We start from the raw sequence: 21963 nt of genomic DNA on the forward strand, positions 1-21963 counted from the left end.
TTACCAGTCCTAAAGATTGTAATGGTTATTTCCATAAGTATTAACGATCTGGGGGAGTACTTATGAACAACCTGCGACTTTCCGCACGCCTCTACTTTCTGGTTGCGCTGGCTGTCATCATTCTCGCCGGCGCCATGACGCTCAGTCTTTCACAAAGCTACGAAGCGCTTGAGAAGGAACGGAAATCCGCTCTCGCCTTCATGAACGCGAACGCGCTCAGCGTGCTGAAAATGTATCATGAACAGGAGAAATCCGGGTTGCTGAGCCGCGAGCAGGCGCAGGAGGCGGCCAAGAAGGTCATCGCCACGATGCGCTATGACAATGGCAGCGGTTACTTCTGGATCAACGACATGCATCCCAAGATGGTGATGCATCCGATCAAGCCGGAGCTGAACGGCACGGATCTCACCCAGAACAAGGATCCGAACGGCAAGTTTCTCTTTGTCGAGTTTGTCAACACCGTGAAGAAGAGCGGCCAGGGGTTCGTCGATTACGACTGGCCGAAGCCGGGCGCCGAGCAGCCGGTGGAGAAGTATTCGCACGTGGCCGGCTTCGAGCCATGGGGCTGGGTGGTCGGCACCGGCGTCTATGTGGACGACCTGGCAGCGATGTTCTGGCAGAAGGCGATGCGCTTCGCCGTCATCTCCAGCGTCGGCCTGCTGATCCTGACGGGCGTTGCCTTCCTGATCGTCAAGAGCGTGACCCGCCCGGTTGCGCAGCTGCGTGCCGCGCTGCAGCGCATGGCGGCCGGCGATGCCAATGTGGAGATCGCCAGCGCCGACGCGAAGGACGAGCTGGGCGATATCGCCCGTTCGGTGATCGTCTTGCGGGATGCCGTCAATGAACGTGCGCAATTGCAGGCGCGTGACGCCGAGCAGCAGCGCGCTATCGCCAGTGACCGCGAGCGTACGGCGCAGGAGGTGCAGAGCAACGCCGCCCGCCAGGAAGAGGTGATGCACGACCTCGGCCAGGCGCTGGAGGAACTGGCGCGCGGCAATCTTTCGGTGACGCTCGGCGATCTCGGTCACGACTATGCCAAGGTGCGCGACGACTTCAACCGCGCGGTCAGCTCGCTGCGCAAGACGATCACGGCGCTCTCCGAGACCGGCCATGTGGTGAACGACAGTGCCGCCGATATTTCGAGCGCGACCGGCAACCTGTCGCGCCGGACCGAACAGCAGGCGGCAGCGCTTGAGCAGACGGCTGCGGCGCTCGAGGAGATCACCGCGACCGTGAAGACCGCCTCCGAGCGGGCGGCGGAAGCGCGCTCCATGGTGGCCGAGACGAAACAGAGCGCCGGCCGGTCCGGCGAGATCGTCGGCCAGGCGATCAATGCCATGGGCCGGATCGAGGAATCCTCCAGCCGGATCAGCCAGATCATCGGCGTGATCGACGAGATCGCCTTCCAGACCAACCTTCTGGCGCTGAATGCCGGTGTGGAAGCGGCGCGCGCCGGCGAGGCGGGGCGTGGCTTTGCGGTCGTGGCGCAGGAGGTGCGCGAACTTGCCCAGCGCTCCGCCAATGCGGCCAAGGAGATCAAGTCGCTGATCCAGAATTCGACCACCGAGGTGGAGGCCGGCGTGTCGCTGGTGCGCACCACGGGCGAGGCGCTGGTCGAAATCGTGACGCTGGTCGAGCGGGTGAATGCGCAGGTGGAGGGTATTGCCACCGCGTCGCGCGAACAGGCAACCGGCCTGCAGGAGATCAACTCCTCCGTCAACCACATGGACCAGATGACACAGCAGAACGCCGCGATGGTGGAAGAGACCACCGCCGCCAGCCAGACGCTGGCCGAACAGAGCCGTCAGTTGCAGGCGCTGCTCTCTGGCTTCCAGCTGGGGCAGGGCGGTTTCTCTGCCGCCGCAAGAGCGGCCTGAGGCGGCAGTTCTTCCAGCCTCAGTGAATTCCGGAGCCCGCCGTGCCGCACGGCGGGCTTTTTGTCGTCTCCTTGATCCGCCGCAAGGCGCGCTGTGCCTTTGCCTGCCACTCCGATGGAGAGGCAGACCTGCGGCGACGGGAGACGGGTATGACGAAGATCGTGATCATCCAGGGCCATCCGGATCCGGGTGGCGACCATCTGTGCCATGCGCTGGCGGGCGCCTATGGGGCGGGGGCGGAGGAGGCGGGGCATTCCGTCACCCGCATCGAGCTTGCGCAACTGAGGATCGACTTCCTGCGCAGCCAGGCGGAGCAGGAAGAGGGGATACCGAACGACGACATTCTCGACGCCCAGGAAAAGATCCGCGCGGCGGAGCATCTGGTCTTTGTCTATCCGCTCTGGCTCGGCGGCATGCCAGCGCTGCTCAAGGCCTTTCTGGAGCAGGCGGCGCGGCCGGGTTTTGCCTATGATCCGGGCAAGGGACCGTTCGGCGGCAAGCTTCTCTCGGGACGTTCGGCGCGGGTGATCATCACCATGGGCATGCCCGCCTGGTGGTACCGCCTCGTTTACCGGGCGGCGAGCCTTCAGGCGTTCAGGATCGGTATTTTGAACTTCGTCGGCATCCGTCCGGTCCACGCGACATTGATCGGCCTGGTGGGTGATACATCCTTCGATGCCGATCAATGGCTGATGCGGGTGGCGAAACTCGGCACCGACGCCGCGTGACGGATCACCGAACGGCCGGGACATTGCCCTGAAAAGACCGCGATTTGGAAAGTCTTCGTTTACCCTGTCCGCCTACAATCTGACGGTGTGGCATTTTTGCACGCCGGGATTGGGCAGATTGTATGGCGTATGCTTTATTCGCAAGGCGGGCGGCGGCCTTCCTGATGATATCCTCGCTCGTGGCGAGTTGTACGGCTGACGGACTGGTTCCGCCGGCGTCGATCGACCGCGGCACGCGGGTTTCCGCCATTCGCCCGCAGCAGCCGATCGAGGCGGCGCCACCATATGCCGTCGAACCGCAGCCGTTGCCGCCGCAGTCTTCTCCCATGACCGCTCCGGTCGCGTCAAAACCGATAATCGACAGCGACGAAGCGCTGGCGCTGACTGAGCCGCATCTGCAGGCGCCCGCCTATCAGCAGCCGCGGGTGATGGGCGCGCCGCCCGCCAGTCTCGGCACGCTCACCTATTCCGCCAACGGCGTGAACATCGATTCCGAACTCGGTGTCGGCGAGGCGGCGTCGCCGCGGGTCGTCGGGCTGGCGGAGGAGCAGAATGCCGATATCGCGGAGGGCGCGAGCAGCCAGCCGGTGGTGGACGGCATCGGCACGGACAATCCGCGCGCCGTCGGCCGGCGTTCGGCAAGCCCCGCACCGCAGCCGATCTCGGCGCCAGTCTCGGTGCCGCCGAAGCGGACCGGCCAGGCGCAGCGGATCGATACGCCCGCACAGCCGCCACGCTGGGGGGACCAGTCGCTGGTGACGCCGCCGAGCAAGCCGCAGACGCAGGAGGTGGCGATGCTGATGCCGAAGAAGCCCAGCACCGATGCGCCGCTGATGAGCCCGCGCTTCGACGAACCGATGCCGGCCTCCGAAGTCGCCTGCCGGCGGGAGTTGAAGCGGATGGGCGTGATCTTCACCGACAAACCGCGGATTTATGACGGGCCGAGCTGCGGGATTGACTATCCCGTTTCGCTGACCGGCCTCTCCGGCAATATTTCCGTCAAACCGGCGGTCACCTTGAACTGCGAAACCACGCTCGCATTTGCCAAGTGGGTGAAGAACGAACTGGCACCGTCTGCCCGCGCCCGCTACCTGACCGGGATCGGCTCGATCCAGCCGATGGGTGGCTATTCCTGCCGGCGGATGAATAACAGCCGCCAGCGCTACAATCCCATGTCGGAACATGCGCGGGGCAATGCGATCGACATCGGCCGCTTCACGCTGAAGAACGGCCACGAGATCGACGTGCGCCAGAAGGGCTTCTTCGCCTTCCGCGAAAAGGGTCTGCTGAAGGCGGTGCGCACCGACAGCTGCAAATATTTCAACACGGTGCTGGGGCCGGGCAGCAATCCGGAACACTGGAACCATTTCCATTTCGATCTGCGCGACCGGGCATCCGGCAACCGCTACTGCGACTGAGATTTTGCGGCATGACGGTTCGTCCGTCAGCCGGTCGCAGTTTCGACACAGACTGAGGCAGGGATGATGGTTCCCGCATCCCCGCCACGCCTGCCGATTCTCCAGCACTCTTCCCGTCGTGCCTGACGAAACTCTTCCAACCTGAAAGGACCTTTCCTCATGAGCCTGATCACCGTCGGTGTGCTGTATGGCGGCCAGTCGGCCGAACACGACGTGTCGCTGATGTCGGCGGCGAATGTGATGAAGGCGATGGATCGCGCCCGTTACCGCGTGGTGCCGATCGCGATCGGTCGTGACGGGATCTGGTGGCTGAATGCGGATGCTTCGGACGGACCGGTACCGCAGCCGGGTGCCGGCGTGCAGGTGGCGCTCATGCCGGGCGGCAAGGGCCGCCTGGTCGCGGTCGAGCCAACTGCTCAGCCCGACCTGCCGAAGCTCGATGTTCTGTTTCCCGTCCTGCATGGCCGCTATGGCGAGGATGGCACGGTGCAGGGCTATGCCGAGATGGCAGGCCTGCCCTATGCCGGCTGCGGCATCCTGGGTTCTGCGGCGGCAATGGACAAGGACGTCGCCAAACGGCTGCTCAGCGAAGCGGGCGTGCCGGTGGCCCGCTCCGTCTGCCTCGATGCACCCGATGCCCTGGATGCCGATGCGCTGGAGCGGCATTTCGGTTACCCGTTCTTTGTCAAACCCGCGCGACAGGGGTCTTCCTTCGGTGTGTCGCGCGTCGATGGCGCGCAGGCGGTGCGACCGGCGCTGACCAAAGCCTTCGAGTTCGACGACAAGGTTCTGGTGGAGGAGTTTCTGCCCGGCCGCGAGATCGAATGTGCGGTGCTGCAGCATGCCGATGGCCGGCTGACCATTTCGCCGCCCGGCGAGATCGTCACGGCGAAATCACACGACTTCTACAATTACGAAGCCAAGTATTTCGACCCGGACGGCGCCAAGATCATCATCCCGGCCGAGGTGGACGCAGACATGGTGGAACGGGCCAAAGCGATGGCGGACAAGGCGTTCCGGGCGCTCGCCTGCGAGGGGATCGCGCGCGTCGATTTCTTTCTGCTGGACGACGGCCGCCTCTATCTCAACGAGGTCAACACCATGCCCGGCTGCACCAATCGCTCGATGTATCCGCTGGCGCTTGCCGAATGTGGGGTGAGCTATTCCGGCTGGATCGATGTCGCGATCGAGTTCGGGTTGAAGCGGGGCTGATTGGCCTCGTGCGGCGGCGTCAGACCCAGCCACGGTTCCAGCGCTTCGAAGGTGCGGTCCATGGCCTGTTCGGCGATAAAGGGCAGCGGCAGGTGGCCGAAGTAAAGCGACAGCTGCTGCTCGGCCACGGCTTCGCTCTTTCCCGCAAGCGCTGCGAGATAGAGCGCGCTCGCAAGCCCCGAGCGATCGGCGCCGGCATTGCAGTGAATGAGGAGAGGCTTCGGTGCGTCGCGCATCAGGTCGATGAGCTGCTCGGCTTCCGCGCGGGTCAGTTCCTTGCGGGCGCTGATGCCGAAATCGATGTGGACGATGCCGAGGTCTCGCGCGGTGGCGACTTCCTTGTCGTACCAGTCACGGCCTTCGTTGCGTCCACGCAAATTGATGATCGAGCGGATCTTCTGGTGTTCGGCATAGCTGCGCAGCCGGGCCGGCGTCGGCTGGTTGGAGCGGTAGACTTCACCCGCGATGACCGGCGAAAAATTGCCCGAGAGCTGCAGATAGCCGAGATAGGTGCCGATGACGCCGAGTGTCAGCAGGCCTGCCAGCAGCAGCCGCAGAAAAAGCGACACGAGAGGCTTGTAGTCGATCGGGCTTTCGCCGGTTCGGTGCAGTGTTCTGGTGGCCATGCGACGGCTTTCGGCAGTAATTTTCAGGTCCGCTTGCCGTTCTATGGGCACCGTTCCTGACAGACACCTGAACGTTGACCGTCGCCGCGTCCGTTGTCGGGTGCCGCGGCGACGGTGTGGTCTCAGACGTCAGGCAAGGTCGCTGCCGGAGGCGGCCCGCTTGCGTCCGGTGATCATTGCGGCCACCAGGTTTTCCCGGTGACGGCGGCTGGCATGAATGACGCCCAGCACATGCAAGGGCACGGCGACGAGGAAGATATTGGCAAGCGCCTCATGGGTTTCCTCCACCCATTCCACGCCCCAATAGGCATCCGTCGTCTGCAGCCAGCCGGTGAATGCGACGGCTGCGGTGAGCAGGATCAACAGGACGACCATGGCGGCGCCGAGTGGATTGTGCCCGAGGTACCGCGCCTCCCGGTGTTTCAGCGTGTCGCGTGCGTAGTGCCATGTCCGGCGCGGCGAACGGACGAACTGCGTGAACCGCGCATAGCGGCTGCCGCCGAGGCCCAGCACGAGGCGCAGGGCAATCAGGCCGCCGGCGACATAACCTGCAAATTCATGCAGGTTCTGCAGGTCGTCGGCGGTGAGCCACGCCGTGACGATGGCCGTGGCGAGCCCCCAGTGAAAGACCCGGACGAGCGGGTCCCAGACCCTGACCGTCTCCATCAGTCGCTGCTCTTGGCGTTGACGGCTTCGAAGGTCTTCGGGTTGAAATAGGCTTCGACCTTCTTGCCCTTGCCATCGATGGCATAGGCTTCGTAGCAGCCCTCCTCCGTCTTGATGGAGCGGACCTTCCAGCCTTCGCCTTCGAGCTTGGTCTTCAGCGCCTCGCGGGGCTGCCAGTCATTGGTCGGCACGGTGCATTTGTCCGAGGCAAGGGCGGCGGAGCCGAAGGCGACGGTGGCGGTGAGAGCTGCAATGAGAATACGCATGGTTGACGTCCTTTCCGTTGTGGATGACGTGCAGCCTCTGCGGAAAAGCTGACGCGGTGCTGAACGCTTTTGCGAGGTGAAACTTATGAAATTTGCGCGACGCCCGAGTGGCGTGAGACTTGCGCCGGCTTCAGCGGACTGTCAGCTTTCCCCGGCAGAGATGCCGTTTTGGAATCGGTCGAGGAGAACCTGTCGGTGCGAGTCTTGCTGGTCGAGGATGACGAGCTTCTGGGGGATGCCGTGCGCACGCACGTGGCGCGCCAGAGCCATGCGGTGGACTGGGCGGAGGATTGCGCGGCGGCGGAGGCGTGCCTGGATGCCAGCCGCTACGACCTCATCCTGCTCGACCTGCGCCTGCCCGACGGGCGCGGTCTCGACATCCTGAAGCGCCTGCGGGCGAGGCGCGACGTGACGCCGGTGATCATCCTGACGGCGCATGACCAGGTCTCGGACCGGATTGCCGGGCTGAATGCCGGTGCTGACGACTATCTGGTGAAGCCGGTCGATCTGAACGAGCTGGAGGCCCGCATTCACGCCGTTTCCCGTCGTTACCATGTGCAGGCCCTGCCGGAGGTGGCGGTCGGTCGGCTGCGGGTCTTACCCTCCGAGCGGCGGGTGATCGGCCCGGATGGCCAGGACATCGGCCTGTCCTCGCGCGAATGGGCGGTTCTGGAGCGGCTTGTGGCCCGGCGCCAGGCGATCCTCTCCAAGGCGCAGCTGGAGGATGCGCTCTACGAGTTCGGCGCGGAGGTGGAGAGCAATACGGTCGAGGTTTATGTCAGCCGGCTGAGGCGCAAGCTCGGCAAGGAAGTGATCGAGACCGTGCGCGGCCTGGGCTACAGGATTGCCGGCGATGCGTGAAAAGACCTTCAGCCTGTCGCGCCGGCTCATCCTGTCGCTGTCCGTCCTGCTCGTGGTCTTCTGGGCGCTTGCAACCGCCCTTGCCATCCATGTGATGCGCGAGGAGTTCAACGAGGTGTTCGACAGCGCCTTGCAGGAGACGACGGAACGGCTGGTGCCGCTGGTGGTGGACGACCTGTTTCACCGCGATGGCAGCAGCGAGCCGGTGCGTCTGCAGGACTTTCGCTCCGACGACAATGACGGCCAGCTGAGTTATCAGGTGCGCGATGCCGGCGGACGCGTGCTGCTGCATTCCCACAATGCGCCCGCAACCCCCTTTTCCGCGCCGCTGGTGCCGGGCTTCTGGAGCGACGATGGGCACCGGATCTTCACGGCGGCGACCGTGAGCGGCAGCCTGTTCGTGCAGATGGCGGACTCGCTCGACCACCGGGCCGAAGCCAATTTCGGCGGGGCGCTGTCGCTGATCCTGCCGGTCCTTCTGCTTCTGCCGCTCGGCATGCTGGCCGTGCTGTGGGTGGTGCGCCGGGCGATGGCTCCGGTCGAGCGGCTGCTGTCGGCGATTGCCGAGCGCGACGGCTCGAACCTGTCGGATATCCGCCTGCCGGACCTGCCGCGCGAACTGGCCCCCATCCCGGCCTCCATCAACCGGCTTTTGGAGCGGCTGCACGGGGCGCTGGTGGCGGAGCGCGAGCTGGCGGCAAACAGCGCCCATGAATTGCGCACGCCGGTCGCCGGGGCCCTGGCGCAGACGGAGCTTCTCGTCAGCGAACTGGCCGGCACGCCCGCCCAGGCGCGGGCGGGGCAGGTGCTGAAGGGTCTGCGCCGGCTCTCCGTGATGCTGGAAAAGCTGCTGCAGCTTGCCCGCGCCGAAGCGGGCATCGGCATGGCGGACCAGCCCATCGATCTCGGCGGCCTGTTCGATCTGGTGCTGGCCGATTTCCGGCGCTCAAACTCCACATTCGACGTGGCGGTGGAGCGTGGTGCCTCCGGTGTGCCGATCATGCGTTCCATCGATCCCGACGCGTTTGGAATCGTCTTCAAGAACCTGCTGGAGAACGCATTGCGGTACAGCCTGCCGAATCATCCGGTGTCGGTTGCGCTTTCCGCCGACGGATGCGTTTCGGTGAGCAATGTCACCCATCCGCTTGCCGAGCCCGATGTGGACATGCTGCGCCAGCGGTTTCGCCGGGGCACGTCCAGTGCGCCCGGATCCGGCCTTGGTCTTGCCATTGTCGATCAGCTGATGCTGCAGATGGGCGGGCGCCTGCTGCTGAAGACCCATCACGGCGCGGACGGGGTGACGCTGTTCGAGGCCACCCTGGATTTCTCCGCCCGATAGGCGCAGGCCGGACTCCGGTCTGACACAGCTTGACCCTCGCCAACCGGCGATGGCGTGCCTATATAGGGCGCTTCCTGCCCTTTCCTTGCGCATTCCGGGGAACCATGTCCTCCATCGTATCCATCCAGAACCTGACGAAGACGTATGCCAACGGATTTCAGGCGCTGAAGGGCGTCGATCTTGAGATCCGTGCCGGCGAAATCCTGGCCCTGCTGGGGCCGAACGGCGCCGGCAAGACGACGCTGATTTCCATCGTCTGCGGGCTCGCCATGCCATCCGCCGGGACGGTGCTGGTCGGCGGACATGATGTGGTCATGGATTTCCGCGCCACCCGTAAGCTGATCGGCCTCGTGCCGCAGGAACTCACGACCGACCAGTTCGAAACGGTGTGGAATACCGTCACCTTTTCGCGCGGGTTGCATGGCGAAAAGCGCAATCCGGCGCTGATCGAACAGATCCTCAAGGACCTGTCGCTGTGGGAGAAAAAGGACAACAAGCTGCGCGAACTCTCCGGCGGCATGAAGCGCCGTGTGCTGATTGCCAAAGCCCTGGCGCATGAGCCGCGTATCCTTTTCCTGGATGAACCGACGGCGGGGGTCGATGTGGAACTGCGCCGCGGCATGTGGGCGGCGATCGACCGGCTGCGGGAAACCGGCGTCACCGTGATCCTCACCACCCACTACATCGAGGAAGCCGAGGAAATGGCCGATCGCATCGGCGTCATCCGCTCCGGCGAACTGCTTCTTGTCGAGGAGAAGCGGGCGCTGATGCAGAAGCTCGGCCGCAAGGCGCTGCATCTGGAGTTGAAAACACCGATTTCCGCTCTGCCGCCCACGCTGGAGACGCTCGGCGTGACGCTGTCCGCCGAAGGCCGCGAACTGTTGCACGAATATGGCAATGGCGCGGGCGAGGGGCGGATTGGCCAGGTTCTGGCCGCCGTGGAAGCCGCCGGACTGGTCATTTCCGACGTATCAACGCGGCAAAGCTCGCTGGAAGACATTTTCGTTTCGCTGGTGGAGACGCGCTGATGAACATCGAGGCGATCAAATCGATCTATCATTTCGAGATGGCGCGCATGGGCCGGACCCTGCTGCAGAGCGTGATCTCGCCGGTCATCACCACATCGCTCTACTTCGTCGTGTTCGGTACGGCGATCGGTTCGCGCATCAACGAGGTGGGTGGTGTCTCCTACGGCGCCTTCATCACGCCCGGCCTGATCATGCTGACACTTCTGTCGCAATGCATCAGCAACGGCGCGATCGGCATCTATTTCCCGAAGTTCACCGGCACGATCTACGAGCTTTTGTCGTCGCCCGTCTCGATGCTGGAGATCGTCATCGGTTATGTCGGGGCGGCCGCCACCAAGGGGTTGCTGATCGGACTGATCATTCTCGCGACCGCCTCCTTCTTTGTCGATCTTACGATCCAGCATCCGGTTCTGATGCTGATGTTCATGGTGCTGACGGCGGTGACCTTTTCGATGCTCGGTTTCATCATCGGCATCTGGGCAGACAATTTCGAGCAGTTGAACCTTGTGCCGATGCTGGTGGTGCCGCCCTTGACCTTCCTCGGCGGCAGTTTCTATTCGATCGACATGCTGCCGCCCTTCTGGGCGGCCGTCAGCCATCTCAATCCGGTGCTCTACCTCGTCTCCGGCTTCCGCTGGAGTTTTTACGGCATTTCGGATGTCAATCCGGTTATCAGTCTGGTGATGATCGCGGTGTTCCTGGCCGCTGGCATGGCGACGCTCTCCTGGATTTTCCGCACCGGCTACCGGCTGCGGAAATAGGACGGGGCGCGACCCCGTCCCATTTCGTCATGCGTTACCTTGCAGGATCGGTCCTGGCGACCGACTGGCGGTTGCCCATCAGCATCACGACGGCAGCCAGCGCGCTTGACGTTGCGGCAAAGGTCATCACGCCCACCGGGCCGCTGGCATCGACCAACAGGCCGCCGATGACGGCGCCGCTCGAGATCGCGATCTGGAAGGTCGTCAGCATCAGGGCGCCTGCGCTTTCCACCTCGTCGGAGGCGATGCGGGTGATCCGGTTCTGCACGCTGACCGGAAAGATGCCGAAACCGAACCCCCAGAGCGCAACGCCGGCAATCGCGAGCGCCGGCAGGCTGCTGGCACTCGCAACCGTTGCCATGGCGAGCGCAATGACGAGCGCGGCGATCGCCACCGTGCCGGCATTGCTGCGGGCCGACAGGGCGCCGCCGGCGAGATTGCCGAAGAAACCGGCGATCCCGAAGGCGAGCAGCACGAGGGAGACCGTCGCGACATCGAGATGGATCACGTCATCGAGATAGGTGCGGATGAAGGTGAAGCCGGCGAAATGGGCGGCGACCGCAAGAATGATGACGAAAAAGACGGTGCGCAGGCTGCGCCGGTTCAACAGCCGGCCCATGGTGGCAAACGAGGCGTGGCCGGCGGGCGGCATGGCCGGCATGGTCGTGACCTGCATCAGGAAAACCACGACGCCGAGTGCCGCGGTCAGGTAAAAGGCGAAACGCCAGCCGAGCGTCGCACCGATCCAGGCCCCAAGCGGCGCGGCGCAGACGGTCGCCAGCGAGACACCGGCCATGATGATCGACATGGCGCGGGGAAGATCCCTGCTGTCGGCAAGGCGCATGGCGAAGGCGGCCGAGAGCGCCCAGAAACCGCCGAGCGCCACGCCGAGCAGGACGCGTGCGACCAGAAGCGGGACAAACCCCGTGGCCGTGGCGGCGAGCAGGCTGGAGAGGATCAGCAAAGCGCTCAGCGTCAGGAGAACCAGCCGGCGATCGAGCCGGCGGGCACCGACCACGACGACCGGGCCGGCGATCGCACCGACGATGGCGGTTGCCGTGACCGTCTGGCCGGCAAGGCCGGGGCTGATGGCAAGGTCGGCGGCAATCGGCGGCAGCAGGCTGGCGGGCAGAAATTCGGCGGTCACCAGCCCGAAGACGCCGAGCGACAGGGAAAAGATGGCAGGCCAGGCGGTGCGCGCGACGGGCAAATCCTCAGCGGGCAGATCGAGGCAATGGTCGGTCATGGAGGAAAATCCTTGAAGTGAATTCTGGTTGGGTCGGTCTGGGAGAACCGTGCTCAAGATGTCTGTTCCATGCTGTCGTTTCTATGCTAGAAAATCCGATATGCTTGATCATTCGTCCAAAAGGTGCGCCGCGTGAGCTTCGATCCGTTGAGTGAAATGCTGAAAGGTCTGCGCCTGGACGGCGTCGAATATGGCCGCTGCCGTTTCGAGGCACCCTGGGCGACGGCGTTTCCGGGCGAAGCCGATGCCCGCTTCCATTTCGTCGGCAGCGGTGGCTGCCGGCTCAAGGTGGAGACGGGCGAGTGGCTGGTGCTGGCGCCCGGAGACGCCGTGCTGTTGCCGCGCGGCAGCGTGCATGTGATTGCCAGCGGCGAGGATGTCGCGCCCAAGCCGTTCCGTTTTCTGGGCCGCAAGGAGGTGTGCACCGGTGTTTATGACGTGCAGTGCAACTGCGCCACCGGCGGCAGCGTCATGTTCACCGGCGCCATGCGCTTCAATGTCGATCGCCAGCACCCGCTGCTCGAAATGATGCCGGATCTTATCCTCGCCAGCGATCTTGCCGCGACGGACCCGGCCATTCCGCATCTCCTGGAGGCGATGGGGCGCGAGGTGGAGATGGACCGCGTCGGGGCGGCGGGCATCCTTGCCCGGCTGGCGGACGTGCTGACCGCAACGCTGATCCGGGCCTGGGTGGAGCGCGGCTGCGGCGAGGCGCGCGGCTGGCTGGCGGCCGTGCGCAATCCCGATGTCGGCCGGGTTCTGGCCGCCATCCATCTCGACCCCGCCCGCGACTGGAGCGTCGCCGAACTGGCGCGCGTGATGGGCGCATCCCGCTCCGGTTTTGCCGCGCGCTTTGCCGAGGTGGTGGGAGAAACGCCCGCTCGTTATGTGGCGCGGGTGCGGATGCACCAGGCCCGGCAGTGGCTGTCCGACGGCACCCGCGTTGCCATTGTCGCCGAACGGCTGGGCTATGATGCGGAAGCCTCGTTCAGCCGTGCCTTCAAGCGGGTCATCGGCGCGCCGCCGAGCGTGTTCCGCCGGGTGGCGGTCAGTCCCGCAGCCTGAGCTGGTCGGTCTGGATCTGCAGCGAGCCGAGCGTCGAGAGGAAGCTCATGCCGAGAAGGCTTTCGGAAAGCCGTCCGTCCTCCGTCACCAGCGCCCGGACATTGGTGCGGCGGATCGGGCCGACGGCCAGCGTCTCCAGCCTCACGGGCGCGGCGCGCGCTTCGCCGTTGGCGGTCTGGACGCGCACGGAATAGCTGAGGTTTTGTGGATCGAGGCCAAGACGAGCCGCATCGTCATAGGCAAGCACGACGGCGCTCGCGCCGGTATCGACCAGCATCGGGACCGTCTGGCCATCGACGGTGACCTGGGCCTGGAAATGGCCGCTGCGGCCGCGATAGATCACCACTTCCTCGCCGCCTTCGCTGGTGGTCATGACGACCGGGCTGCCAGGGATGAGGCCGGCGGTGATGCGGGCCGCGAACTGGTGCAGGTCCGTGCGGTAGAGGTAGCCGGCGACGAGGGCGAGCGCGATCAGCAGCCAGACGGCGATGTTGCGCAACACCTCGCCGGCTTTGCCGCGCCGCCCGGCCAGCACGCCGGCGGACAGCAGCACGACGAGCGCAGACAGTTGCACCAGGCGGCCGAAATCATCATTGCCGAGCCCGAAAATCTGGCCGGAATCGTGGTTGAAGATCAGGAGCGCCAGGCCGCCGCCGAGAATGACCAGCAGAACAGTCAGCATGTTCATCCGTGCGTCCTCTCCTTCATGCCTCCCACCGCCTGCGTGGCATCATCCCCGCCAGCGAGGAGGCCGCTTCTGGCAAGAGCAGCCATGCGCGACGGCAGTTCCGCCATGACCTTCTCGCGGCCCTCGTTTGTATAGCGGCTCCAACTGGCGATCTCGCCGAGCGTGCGGCCGCAGCCGAGGCAGAGTGCCGTTTGCTCATGGATCGTGCAGACGCGGATACAGGGTGTGATCATGGTTCTTATATCATCGCCTCAGAGCACAACCGCAAGGGCACAGAGGAATGCCGTTTCCGTGATCTGCTGAGTGGCGCCGATCGTGTCGCCGGTATGGCCGCCAATCGTCCGGCGGACTTTGCGGGCAAAGAGGAGGGCCGCGAACGCCGAGACGGCAAAGGCGACCAGAACGGCGAGCGGTGGGGCGGGTGTGAGACGCGAGAGGAGAAGCGCGAGTGCTGCCCCCATCACCAAGGCGAGGTTGCGGGAGGCGATCGAGGGCTGGCCGACGGCGGCGGCGGTTCCGCCGGGCCGGGCCGGGGAAAGCGTCTGCCAGTGCCAGACCATGAATGCGCGGGACAGAGAGGCCGCGGCAAGGAGTGTCAGCGGCGCAAGCAACGGGGCGGCGCTCGCCAGAAGGGCGGCAAGCGCGGCAGTCCGCAGGCCGAAGGAGAGGATGAGGGCAATCACCCCATAGGCGCCGATGCGGCTGTCCTTCATGATGGTGAGCGCATGCTCGCGGTCGCGACCGCCGAAGAGGCCGTCGGCACTGTCGGCCAGCCCATCCTCGTGCAGTGCGCCGGAAAGCAGTGTCGAGAGGCCAAGCGCCAAGAGGGCGAGCAGCAGGGCGGTTTCCGGACGGTGCGGCAGAAGGCCAAGGAGTGCAGCGGAGGGGGCCGCAATCACGAGGCCCGCCAGCGGAAAGGCGCGCGCTGTCCGCCCCATGCTGCCGTCATGACCCTCGAAATAGCGGGCCGGAACGGGCAGGCGGGAGAGAAAACCGAGCGACCGCGCGAGATCGAGCGGCAGTTCCTTGAAAGCGGCGGAGATCCGTTCACGCGCGTTTGGCAGTTGTTCCTCCGTCGATGCCTGATAAAGAGAGGCACACCAAATCAGATTCCGCCGGCCAAAACAAAGGCGGCGTGAGACGACGCACAAGGAAGAGTGATCCGATGAGCTTGAGCGGCCTGCCTTTCGACGATTTCCGCACCCTGTTGCGGGACCTCCCCGGCCCCGATTCGCATGCGCTGGTGGCAGCGCGCGAACGCAACAACCAGCTGACCAAACCGGCTGGTTCGCTCGGACGGCTGGAAGAGATTGCCTTCTGGCTTGCCGCCTGGAGCGGCCGTACGCCAGCGGTCAACCGTCCGCTGGTGGCGATCTTTGCCGGCAATCACGGCGTTGCCCGCCATGGCATCACGCCCTATCCGCCGTCGGTCACGCAGCAGATGGTGGAGAATTTTGCCGCCGGCGGTGCGGCGATCAACCAGATCTGCGCGGCTTACGATCTCGGCCTGAAGATCTTTGACCTCGCGCTCGACTACCCGACCGGCGACATCACCGTCGAGCCGGCGCTCTCCGAGCGCGACTGTGCGGCGACCATGGCGTTCGGCATGGAGGCGATTGCCGGCGGCACGGATCTTCTGTGCATCGGCGAAATGGGCATCGGCAATACGACGGTGGCGGCTGCCATCAATCTCGCGCTTTACGGCGGCGAGGCGGAAGACTGGGTTGGCCCCGGCACCGGCTCGCATGGCGAGATGCTCGCCCGCAAAATCGCGGCGGTCAAGCAGGCGGTTGCCTTCCACAAGGATCATCTCTCCGACCCGCTTGAAATCCTGCGCCGTCTGGGCGGCCGGGAAGTGGCGGCGATGGCCGGGGCGATCCTCGCCTGCCGGGTCGAAAAGATCCCGGTGCTGATCGATGGGTATGTTGCAACCGCGGCGGCGGCGATCCTGAAGGCCGCCAATCCGACCGCGCTCGACCACTGCCTGATCGGCCATGTCTCGGCCGAACCCGGCCACCTGAAGGCAATCGAGAAGCTCGGCAAGACACCGCTTCTGGCACTCGGCATGCGGCTGGGTGAGGGGACCGGGGCAGCGCTGGCCGCCGGCATCGTCAAGGCCGCCGCCGCCTGTCATTCGGGCATGGCGACCTTTGCCCAGGCCGGCGTGACGACGGCGAGCGAGCCGACCCCGCATCAGCATTGAAGGGTGAGAGGTCCGCGAAGAGACCTGGATCCTGGACCGCGTGGCGAAGGGTGACGATGTCCTCGTCGCCCACCTCGTAGACGATCAGATAGGGATAAGGCCGTGTCGCCCGGACCTTCAACCCGGGGATCTGCGAGGGCGACCGATCCGCGGACAGGCCGGCAGCATGTGTGAGCCGGGCTTCCACTTTGTCTGCGTTGGTTAGCGACTGATGCCGGATATCATCGCGCCCACCTCGCTCTCCAAGTTCGAATAGAGCGATCATCCACGCAGTTTGCGCCGTGCTGCCGGAGGAGCGAAGGAGCCTCAGGCAAAACTCTTGCGGCGGGGTTCCACGGATTTGGCGTCGGCGACGGCGGCGACCGACTGCAGCACGCGGGTTTTCGGCAGGATGGCGATCGCTTCTGTGCCTTCGCGTAGTTTCGAGCGGAGGATGAATTGGCCGTCGTGCTTGGCGAGGATCGCCTGGACGATCGGCAGGCCGAGGCCGGTGCCCTGTTCGGCGCTTTTGATGGCGATCGAGCCCTGGCCGAAGGCCGAGAGCACGATCGGGATTTCCTCTTCCGCGATGCCCGGACCATTGTCCTTGATCGCCACATACTGTCCGCCGCCGGCCGTCCAGCCGACCTTGACGGTGACCTCGCCGCCCTGGCTCGTGAACTTCACGGCGTTGGACAGAAGGTTGAGGATCACCTGGCGGATCGATTTTTCGTCGGCCCAGACCTGCGGCATGTCCGGTTCGAACTGCTGGTGGATCGTGATAGTCTTGGCGCGGGCGCGGAGCTGGACCATGCCGATACAATCTTCGGCCACTTCGAGCAGCGACAGCGCCTCTTCCGACAGCTCGTAGCGGCCGGCTTCGATGCGCGAGAGATCCAAGATTTCGTTGATGAGGTTCAGGAGATGCTGGCCGGAGCGGTGGATATCGCCGGCATATTCCTTATACGTGGCGTTCTGCAGCGGCCCCAGAACCTCCTGCGCCATCACTTCGGAAAAGCCGAGGATGGCGTTGAGCGGCGTGCGCAATTCGTGCGACATGGAGGCGAGGAAGCGCGACTTGGCGAGATTGGCTTCCTCCGCGCGGCGCCGTGCTTCGTCGGAGACGGATTTGGCGACCTCGAGTTCGGCGATCAGGTCGTCCTTTTCCGACTGGTAGGCCATCAGGGTCAGGCTGGAACGGTGCATGCGGTTCGCGATATAGTGGAACAGCAGGAGGGCCGTGGCGCACATGCCGATCAGGCCGATATCGAGAACGTCTCGCGACAGATAGGCCGAGACCGACAGCACCAGGATGACCGGCAGGAAGGACAGAAGCGTTGCCTGCCGCAGCATGATATTGCTCATGGCCGAAATCGAGATCGCCACGAGCAACACCGCGCCCTTGTAGAAATAGAAACCGTCACCGCCGCAGGTCGTGCAGATGTTGGCGGCAAACAGCGCCATGCAGCATCCGATCATGATCTGGCCGGCGAGCAGGATGCGGCGCCAGCGCGGCGCGTTGGCCGCCGTGACCTCCCGGCGCGAGGCCTGTCTGGCCACGAGCAGGTTGACGGAATGGATGACGAGCGTCAGCAGGGCCCAGGTCAGATAGCGGCCGTCTCCGCTGATATAAAGACCGGCCGCCGCCACCAGCGTGACGAAGAGCGGCAGGATGAGCGCGCTCTGCAAGGCGGTATGCACATGCAGCGACAGGGTGTCCTTGTCGAAGACCTGGCTGCCGATGGAGGTGGACTGGAGCCGTTCACGGGTCGTGCGCACCGCTTTCGACACCGCGGCATTGCGATGTTGACGCGACTTGTCGACAATGTTCTTGTCGGTGGTGGTGCTGACGCCGCTACTCATGACCATGGGTTACTCTGACCGATGCTCGCGAGATTAGGGGCGAAATCTTAAGAAGATCCTGCCAAGCAAGGTTTTGTTTGCCATCTTCCCCAATCTTCCATTTGGAATTTGGACCGAACCGTGACGCATGCCCGACGACATCGCCGCATCAGCCGGCTGAAGGACCTGCTGCTGACGGTCTGCTTCTTGTTTCTGCTGGTGCTGATTGCCGCCCGGCTTTCCGGTCGGTCGGAGGAGACCGTATTTTCCGGACCTTTTTACGTGATCGACGGGGATACGCTGGCCGTTGGTCCGCAACGGCTGAGATTGTCCGGCATCGATGCGCCGGAGATCAAGCAGACCTGTCTGGATGAGCGAAAGCAGCCCTGGCCCTGCGGCGAGGCTGCGCGGTCGGCCTTGTCGCGCTTGATGGCAGGGCAGGCGCCGGAATGCCGGGGGGATGCCCGCGATCGTTACCGGCGGCTGCTGGTCTCCTGCGTCAGCGACGGGCAAACGGTGAACGGGCGGATGGTGGCCTCCGGCCTCGCGCTTGCCACCGGGGCGATCAGCTTTCGCCGCGAGCAGAGTTCTGCCGAAACGGCGCATCGCGGTCTCTGGCGCGGAACCTTCGAGCACCCGCGCGTCTTTCGTGACCGAGCCGGGCTGATCGATCCGGCGCCGGAAGGAGAGGGGTTTTGGCAGAGCATTCGCGATCTTCTGTCGCTGGCCTGGCTGTGAGCGGTCCGATGGCGGAGAGCAGTGACATCGACGCACTCGCAGAGACGATTGCGCGCTGTCGTGTCTGTCGGGATGCGCCGCTCAAGGGGCCGGAGCGGCGTCTGCCGCATGAGCCGCGCCCGGTCGTCGTGCTGTCGCCCGTGGCGCGCATCCTGATTGCCGGGCAGGCACCGGGGCTGAGGGTGCACGAGAGCGGCCTTCCCTTCAACGATGCATCCGGCGACCGCTTGCGTGCCTGGCTGGGCGTCGATCGCGCGACCTTTTACGATCCGAGCCGGTTTGCCATCGTGCCGATGGGCTTCTGTTTTCCCGGATATGACGCAAGCGGCCACGATCTGCCGCCGCGCGCCGAATGCGCGCCGCTCTGGCGCCGAGGCGTGATCGCGGCCATGCCGCAGATCGAGATGGTGCTGGCGATCGGCCAGAATGCGCAGGCCTGGCACATGCCCGACCGGCGCCACAAGACGATGACGGAGACCGTGCGGGACTGGCGTTCGTCCTTCCTGCGCAATGACGGGCCGCGGGTCATGCCGCTGCCGCATCCCAGCTGGCGCAACAGCGGCTGGCTGAAGAAAAATCCCTGGTTCGAGGCAGAGTTGCTGCCGGCGCTCCGTTCCTATGTGGACAGCGGCGTTCGATGAAAGGATTTTCGGTTACAGGTCCGGAAAATCGCGATATGTAGAATATAGTTTCCCCATAGGAGTTGAGATGGACCGCCTCGACCGCAAGATCCTGCGCATTCTGCAGGAAGATTCCACGCTCGCCGTTGCCGATCTCGCCAAGAAGGTCGGGCTTTCCACCACTCCCTGCTGGCGGCGCATCCAGAAGATGGAAGAGGATGGCGTGATCCGCCGGCGGGTCGCCCTGCTCGATCCGGCGAAGGTCAACACGAAGGTGACGGTCTTCGTGTCGATCCGCACCAACAGCCATTCGATCGAGTGGCTGAAGCGGTTTTCCGAGGTGATCGCCGAATTTCCGGAAGTCGTCGAATTCTATCGCATGAGCGGTGACGTCGATTATCTGCTGCGTGTCGTGGTGCCGGACATTGCCGCCTATGACGCCTTCTACAAGCGGATGATCGCCCGCATCGAGATACGCGACGTCTCCTCGGCCTTTGCCATGGAGCAGATCAAATACACGACCGAGCTGCCGCTCGACTATATGATGCTCGACAACCAGAAGGCCGGCGAGGACTGATCGGTCCGCTTGCCGAGCGACATGAAAAAAGGCCGGTGACGGAAGGTGTCACCGGCCTTTGTTGTCAGGCGTGAGGGATCAGAATTCTTCCCAGCTTTCGGCGGCCTGGCCACCGCCGCCCATGGCGCGGGCGACCTTGTTCACCAACCGGCGTGCCGGCGAGGGGGCGGCTGCATGCCGTGTGGCGGCGGCGACCATCGGCGCGTGAACGGCCGTGGCGCCCTGCAGCTGGAAGCGTGCGATCAACTGGCGGAGCTTCTCCGCTTCGCCGGCAAGGCCGGTGCTGGCAGCGGTTGCCTCTTCCACCATGGCGGCGTTCTGCTGGGTGACCTGGTCCATCTGGTTGACCGCCGTGTTGACCTCGGAGAGGCCGACCGACTGTTCCTTGGCGGAGGTTGCGATCGCATCCAGCTGGGAGTTGATCGCCACGACGTGACCTTCGATCACCTTGAGGGCGTCGCCGGTGGCGGTGACCAGCTTGACGCCGTTTTCCACCTGATCGGCCGAGGTGCGGATCAGCTCCTTGATCTCCTTTGCGGCCTGGGCGGAGCGCTGGGCGAGTTCACGAACTTCCTGTGCGACGACCGCGAACCCCTTGCCGGCTTCCCCGGCGCGGGCTGCCTCGACACCGGCGTTCAGCGCCAGGAGGTTGGCCTGGAACGCAATCTCATCGATGACGCCGATGATGTTGGAGATCTGGCTCGACGATTGCTCGATGCGCTGCATGGCATCGACCGCATTGGCGACGACCTGGCCGGACTGCTGTGCGGCGCGGTTCGCTTCGATCGCCACACCGCGCTCCTCGTCGGTGCGCTTCGACGCATTCGAGACGTTCGCCGTGATCTGGTCGAGTGCGGCTGCGGTTTCTTCAAGCGAGGCGGCCTGCTGTTCGGTCCGCTTCGACAGGTCGTTGGCGCTCTGGCTGAGCTCGCGCGAGCCGGTGTCGATCGAGCCGGTGGAGTTTGCGACGAGCGAGAGCGTGTCCTTCAACTGGGCGACGGCCGTGTTGAAGTCCCGGCGCAGGCCTTCGAATTCCTGGGCGAAGGGACGCGTCAGCTGGTAGGACAGATTGCCATCGGCCAGGTTGCGCAGGCCTTCGGCAAGGCCGGAGGTCGCTTCTTCCATTTCGGCGGCGCGGGCGCGGGCGGCTTCGCCGTTGCGGGCTCGCTCGGCTTCCGAGGCGGACCGGGCTTCCAGCGCCTGCTGGTCTGCTTCGATCTTCTTGATTGCCGTCTGGCGGAAGACTTCGACCGCCTCTGCCATCTCGCCGATCTCGTCCTTGCGGCCGCGGCCCGGGATTTCGATATGGTTCTGCCCCCTGGCAAGCGAGAGCATGCCGGCATTGATGTTGCGCAGCGGGCGCACCAGAGAGACGTTCAAGAGCAGCAGGCCAAGGCCGGAGACCAAGAGCATGGCACCGCCGCCGACGAGCGCCGACAGGCGCGCCATCTCTCCCGCGGCGTCTGAGGCGGCGGAGCGGGTGCTGAGAAGCGCCAGTTCCACGTCCGAGAGTTCCTTGATCTTGGCGCGGATGCCATTCATCGAGGCTTTGCCGACGCCGGAGATTTCGATCTGGTGTGCCTTTTCGAGATTGGCCGGGTCCTTCATCAGCTCGAGTTCAGCGTTGACGACCTTCGTGGTCCAGGTCTCGGCAAGAGCGGCGAGTTCCTTCAGGCGCGTCTGCTGGGCGGGATTGTCGGCCGTCAGCGTCTGGGCGGCCTGGAGATTTTCCTTGAACGCGCTGGCACCGGCGATCTGTGGCTCGAGGAATTTCCTGTCGCCCGCAATCAGAAAGCCGCGCATGCCGGTTTCCTGATCGATCATGGCGCCCATCATCGCCGAAAACTTGGCGAGCACCTCATGGGTGTGCTCCGTCATGTCCGCGTTTTCCATCTGGGTGGAACTGGACGTGTAACTCATGAACGCCACGACGAGGCTGACGAGGATCAGCGTGGCAACGCCCGTTGCGATTTTTTCGCGATGATCCTCAAGTTCTGCATAATGCTCAAAGGTCTCTCCCTGGGTGTGGACCGTTGAGCATGCACTTGATGTACATTCATCGGCGTGTATCGATGCAGACCTTATGGCGGCAGCTTTAACCGCAGGTTTAATTTTTGTTTGCTTATACGGAAGAAGTCACGGATGAGAAATCGTAGATATCTAATATTGTTTCGGTTTTCGACACGCGGTGTTGGCTCCACATTGGCTTAATGCGCCACATGG

General features: G+C 64.4%; 22 protein-coding genes. 13 read left to right on the top strand and 9 right to left on the bottom strand.

The window, feature by feature from the left end; genetic code table 11:
• Positions 1-62 precede the first annotated feature (62 nt).
• From G6N78_RS13270 to G6N78_RS13285, 4 genes are all read left to right on the top strand, one after another.
• Positions 63-1877 (top strand): methyl-accepting chemotaxis protein, encoded by a 1815-nt coding sequence (locus G6N78_RS13270; RefSeq protein WP_165219126.1) that lies wholly within the window; start codon positions 63-65, stop codon positions 1875-1877.
• A gap of 149 nt (positions 1878-2026) precedes the next feature.
• The gene (locus G6N78_RS13275) at positions 2027-2605 is read left to right on the top strand and encodes an NAD(P)H-dependent oxidoreductase (RefSeq protein ID WP_165219128.1); all 579 of its coding nucleotides are present in this window, start codon (positions 2027-2029) and stop codon (positions 2603-2605) included.
• A 122-nt stretch (positions 2606-2727) separates the two neighbouring features.
• Positions 2728-4023 carry an extensin-like domain-containing protein gene (locus tag G6N78_RS13280; protein ID WP_165219130.1) on the top strand — a complete coding sequence of 432 codons (1296 nt, stop codon included), beginning with the start codon at positions 2728-2730 and terminating at the stop codon, positions 4021-4023.
• 159 nt (positions 4024-4182) lie between these two features.
• The gene (locus G6N78_RS13285) at positions 4183-5235 is read left to right on the top strand and encodes a D-alanine--D-alanine ligase family protein (RefSeq protein WP_165219132.1); all 1053 of its coding nucleotides are present in this window, start codon (positions 4183-4185) and stop codon (positions 5233-5235) included.
• On the opposite strand, the gene G6N78_RS13290 is transcribed toward G6N78_RS13285, so the two are convergent.
• The 3 genes from G6N78_RS13290 to G6N78_RS13300 all read right to left on the bottom strand — a co-directional run bounded on the left by G6N78_RS13290 (position 5184) and on the right by G6N78_RS13300 (position 6793).
• Entirely contained in the window at positions 5184-5861 is a 678-nt protein-coding gene (locus G6N78_RS13290; protein ID WP_165219134.1) for a tyrosine-protein phosphatase, read from the bottom strand. The two genes, G6N78_RS13285 and G6N78_RS13290, sit on opposite strands and share 52 nt — an antisense overlap.
• A 129-nt stretch (positions 5862-5990) precedes the next feature.
• Complete coding sequence (locus G6N78_RS13295; RefSeq protein ID WP_165219136.1) at positions 5991-6527, bottom strand: cytochrome b/b6 domain-containing protein; 537 nt, start codon at positions 6525-6527, stop codon at positions 5991-5993.
• The gene (locus G6N78_RS13300; RefSeq protein ID WP_165219138.1) at positions 6527-6793 is read right to left on the bottom strand and encodes a PepSY domain-containing protein; all 267 of its coding nucleotides are present in this window, start codon (positions 6791-6793) and stop codon (positions 6527-6529) included. Before G6N78_RS13300 ends, G6N78_RS13295 begins: the two co-directional genes overlap by 1 nt.
• A 195-nt stretch (positions 6794-6988) precedes the next feature.
• Between G6N78_RS13300 and G6N78_RS13305 the strand changes: the two genes are divergently transcribed.
• The 4 genes from G6N78_RS13305 (at position 6989) to G6N78_RS13320 (ending at position 10782) form a co-directional block, all read left to right on the top strand.
• On the top strand, positions 6989-7654 hold the full coding sequence (locus G6N78_RS13305; protein WP_165219140.1) for a response regulator transcription factor: 666 nt from the start codon (positions 6989-6991) through the stop codon (positions 7652-7654).
• Positions 7647-8993: a sensor histidine kinase gene (locus tag G6N78_RS13310; protein WP_165219142.1), complete on the top strand. Its 1347-nt coding sequence runs from the start codon at positions 7647-7649 to the stop codon at positions 8991-8993. The genes G6N78_RS13305 and G6N78_RS13310 overlap by 8 nt, the downstream gene beginning before the upstream one ends.
• Positions 8994-9097: 104 nt before the next feature.
• The gene (locus tag G6N78_RS13315; protein ID WP_165219144.1) at positions 9098-10021 is read left to right on the top strand and encodes an ABC transporter ATP-binding protein; all 924 of its coding nucleotides are present in this window, start codon (positions 9098-9100) and stop codon (positions 10019-10021) included.
• A complete protein-coding gene (locus tag G6N78_RS13320) occupies positions 10021-10782 on the top strand; it encodes an ABC transporter permease (protein ID WP_165219146.1) in 762 nt (253 codons plus the stop codon). Before G6N78_RS13315 ends, G6N78_RS13320 begins: the two co-directional genes overlap by 1 nt.
• Positions 10783-10816: 34 nt before the next feature.
• On the opposite strand, the gene G6N78_RS13325 is transcribed toward G6N78_RS13320, so the two are convergent.
• On the bottom strand, positions 10817-12028 hold the full coding sequence (locus G6N78_RS13325) for an MFS transporter (protein ID WP_165219148.1): 1212 nt from the start codon (positions 12026-12028) through the stop codon (positions 10817-10819).
• Between the two features lie 156 nt (positions 12029-12184).
• Between G6N78_RS13325 and G6N78_RS13330 the strand changes: the two genes are divergently transcribed.
• Positions 12185-13093, top strand: a complete 909-nt coding sequence (locus G6N78_RS13330; RefSeq protein WP_165221759.1) for an AraC family transcriptional regulator — start codon at positions 12185-12187, stop codon at positions 13091-13093.
• Here G6N78_RS13330 and G6N78_RS13335 read toward each other — a convergent pair.
• The 3 genes from G6N78_RS13335 to cobS are packed head-to-tail and all read right to left on the bottom strand — an operon-like array spanning position 13077 to position 14824.
• Complete coding sequence (locus G6N78_RS13335) at positions 13077-13781, bottom strand: retropepsin-like aspartic protease family protein (protein ID WP_165219150.1); 705 nt, start codon at positions 13779-13781, stop codon at positions 13077-13079. The genes G6N78_RS13330 and G6N78_RS13335 overlap by 17 nt on opposite strands.
• Positions 13778-14014 carry a DUF1289 domain-containing protein gene (locus G6N78_RS13340; RefSeq protein ID WP_165219152.1) on the bottom strand — a complete coding sequence of 79 codons (237 nt, stop codon included), beginning with the start codon at positions 14012-14014 and terminating at the stop codon, positions 13778-13780. The genes G6N78_RS13335 and G6N78_RS13340 overlap by 4 nt, the downstream gene beginning before the upstream one ends.
• A gap of 18 nt (positions 14015-14032) precedes the next feature.
• Complete coding sequence (cobS, locus tag G6N78_RS13345; RefSeq protein WP_165221762.1) at positions 14033-14824, bottom strand: adenosylcobinamide-GDP ribazoletransferase; 792 nt, start codon at positions 14822-14824, stop codon at positions 14033-14035.
• Positions 14825-14946: 122 nt separating this feature from the next.
• Here cobS and cobT point away from each other — a divergent pair, with 122 nt between their 5' ends.
• On the top strand, positions 14947-15984 hold the full coding sequence (gene cobT, locus G6N78_RS13350) for a nicotinate-nucleotide--dimethylbenzimidazole phosphoribosyltransferase (protein WP_165219154.1): 1038 nt from the start codon (positions 14947-14949) through the stop codon (positions 15982-15984).
• Between the two features lie 306 nt (positions 15985-16290).
• Here cobT and G6N78_RS13355 read toward each other — a convergent pair whose 3' ends face one another.
• On the bottom strand, positions 16291-17826 hold the full coding sequence (locus G6N78_RS13355) for a sensor histidine kinase (protein WP_165221765.1): 1536 nt from the start codon (positions 17824-17826) through the stop codon (positions 16291-16293).
• Between the two features lie 120 nt (positions 17827-17946).
• Here G6N78_RS13355 and G6N78_RS13360 point away from each other — a divergent pair, with 120 nt between their 5' ends.
• The 3 genes from G6N78_RS13360 to G6N78_RS13370 all read left to right on the top strand — a co-directional run bounded on the left by G6N78_RS13360 (position 17947) and on the right by G6N78_RS13370 (position 19740).
• On the top strand, positions 17947-18543 hold the full coding sequence (locus G6N78_RS13360; RefSeq protein WP_165219156.1) for a thermonuclease family protein: 597 nt from the start codon (positions 17947-17949) through the stop codon (positions 18541-18543).
• Between the two features lie 8 nt (positions 18544-18551).
• Positions 18552-19184 (top strand): uracil-DNA glycosylase family protein, encoded by a 633-nt coding sequence (locus G6N78_RS13365; protein ID WP_165219158.1) that lies wholly within the window; start codon positions 18552-18554, stop codon positions 19182-19184.
• Between the two features lie 67 nt (positions 19185-19251).
• Positions 19252-19740 (top strand): Lrp/AsnC family transcriptional regulator, encoded by a 489-nt coding sequence (locus G6N78_RS13370; RefSeq protein ID WP_165219160.1) that lies wholly within the window; start codon positions 19252-19254, stop codon positions 19738-19740.
• A gap of 78 nt (positions 19741-19818) precedes the next feature.
• Here G6N78_RS13370 and G6N78_RS13375 read toward each other — a convergent pair whose 3' ends face one another.
• On the bottom strand, positions 19819-21660 hold the full coding sequence (locus G6N78_RS13375) for a methyl-accepting chemotaxis protein (RefSeq protein WP_165219162.1): 1842 nt from the start codon (positions 21658-21660) through the stop codon (positions 19819-19821).
• Positions 21661-21963 lie beyond the last annotated feature (303 nt).

The sequence above is a fragment of the Allorhizobium pseudoryzae genome (genome assembly GCF_011046245.1).
GTDB lineage: Bacteria > Pseudomonadota > Alphaproteobacteria > Rhizobiales > Rhizobiaceae > Neorhizobium > Neorhizobium pseudoryzae.

Bases quoted from the DNA above. Each gene is read 5' to 3' on its own strand.
- cobT (WP_165219154.1), top strand. From the start codon at position 14,947: ATGAGCTTGAGCGGCCTGCCTTTCGACGATTTCCGCACCCTGTTGCGG.
- G6N78_RS13300 (WP_165219138.1), bottom strand. From the start codon at position 6,793: ATGCGTATTCTCATTGCAGCTCTCACCGCCACCGTCGCCTTCGGCTCC.
- G6N78_RS13335 (WP_165219150.1), bottom strand. From the start codon at position 13,781: ATGAACATGCTGACTGTTCTGCTGGTCATTCTCGGCGGCGGCCTGGCG.
- G6N78_RS13355 (WP_165221765.1), bottom strand. From the start codon at position 17,826: ATGAGTAGCGGCGTCAGCACCACCACCGACAAGAACATTGTCGACAAG.
- G6N78_RS13270 (WP_165219126.1), top strand. From the start codon at position 63: ATGAACAACCTGCGACTTTCCGCACGCCTCTACTTTCTGGTTGCGCTG.
- G6N78_RS13330 (WP_165221759.1), top strand. From the start codon at position 12,185: ATGCTGAAAGGTCTGCGCCTGGACGGCGTCGAATATGGCCGCTGCCGT.
- G6N78_RS13315 (WP_165219144.1), top strand. From the start codon at position 9,098: ATGTCCTCCATCGTATCCATCCAGAACCTGACGAAGACGTATGCCAAC.
- G6N78_RS13375 (WP_165219162.1), bottom strand. From the start codon at position 21,660: ATGAGTTACACGTCCAGTTCCACCCAGATGGAAAACGCGGACATGACG.
- G6N78_RS13365 (WP_165219158.1), top strand. From the start codon at position 18,552: ATGGCGGAGAGCAGTGACATCGACGCACTCGCAGAGACGATTGCGCGC.
- G6N78_RS13280 (WP_165219130.1), top strand. From the start codon at position 2,728: ATGGCGTATGCTTTATTCGCAAGGCGGGCGGCGGCCTTCCTGATGATA.
- G6N78_RS13290 (WP_165219134.1), bottom strand. From the start codon at position 5,861: ATGGCCACCAGAACACTGCACCGAACCGGCGAAAGCCCGATCGACTAC.
- G6N78_RS13285 (WP_165219132.1), top strand. From the start codon at position 4,183: ATGAGCCTGATCACCGTCGGTGTGCTGTATGGCGGCCAGTCGGCCGAA.
- G6N78_RS13310 (WP_165219142.1), top strand. From the start codon at position 7,647: ATGCGTGAAAAGACCTTCAGCCTGTCGCGCCGGCTCATCCTGTCGCTG.
- G6N78_RS13340 (WP_165219152.1), bottom strand. From the start codon at position 14,014: ATGATCACACCCTGTATCCGCGTCTGCACGATCCATGAGCAAACGGCA.
- G6N78_RS13370 (WP_165219160.1), top strand. From the start codon at position 19,252: ATGGACCGCCTCGACCGCAAGATCCTGCGCATTCTGCAGGAAGATTCC.
- G6N78_RS13325 (WP_165219148.1), bottom strand. From the start codon at position 12,028: ATGACCGACCATTGCCTCGATCTGCCCGCTGAGGATTTGCCCGTCGCG.
- G6N78_RS13320 (WP_165219146.1), top strand. From the start codon at position 10,021: ATGAACATCGAGGCGATCAAATCGATCTATCATTTCGAGATGGCGCGC.
- G6N78_RS13295 (WP_165219136.1), bottom strand. From the start codon at position 6,527: ATGGAGACGGTCAGGGTCTGGGACCCGCTCGTCCGGGTCTTTCACTGG.
- G6N78_RS13275 (WP_165219128.1), top strand. From the start codon at position 2,027: ATGACGAAGATCGTGATCATCCAGGGCCATCCGGATCCGGGTGGCGAC.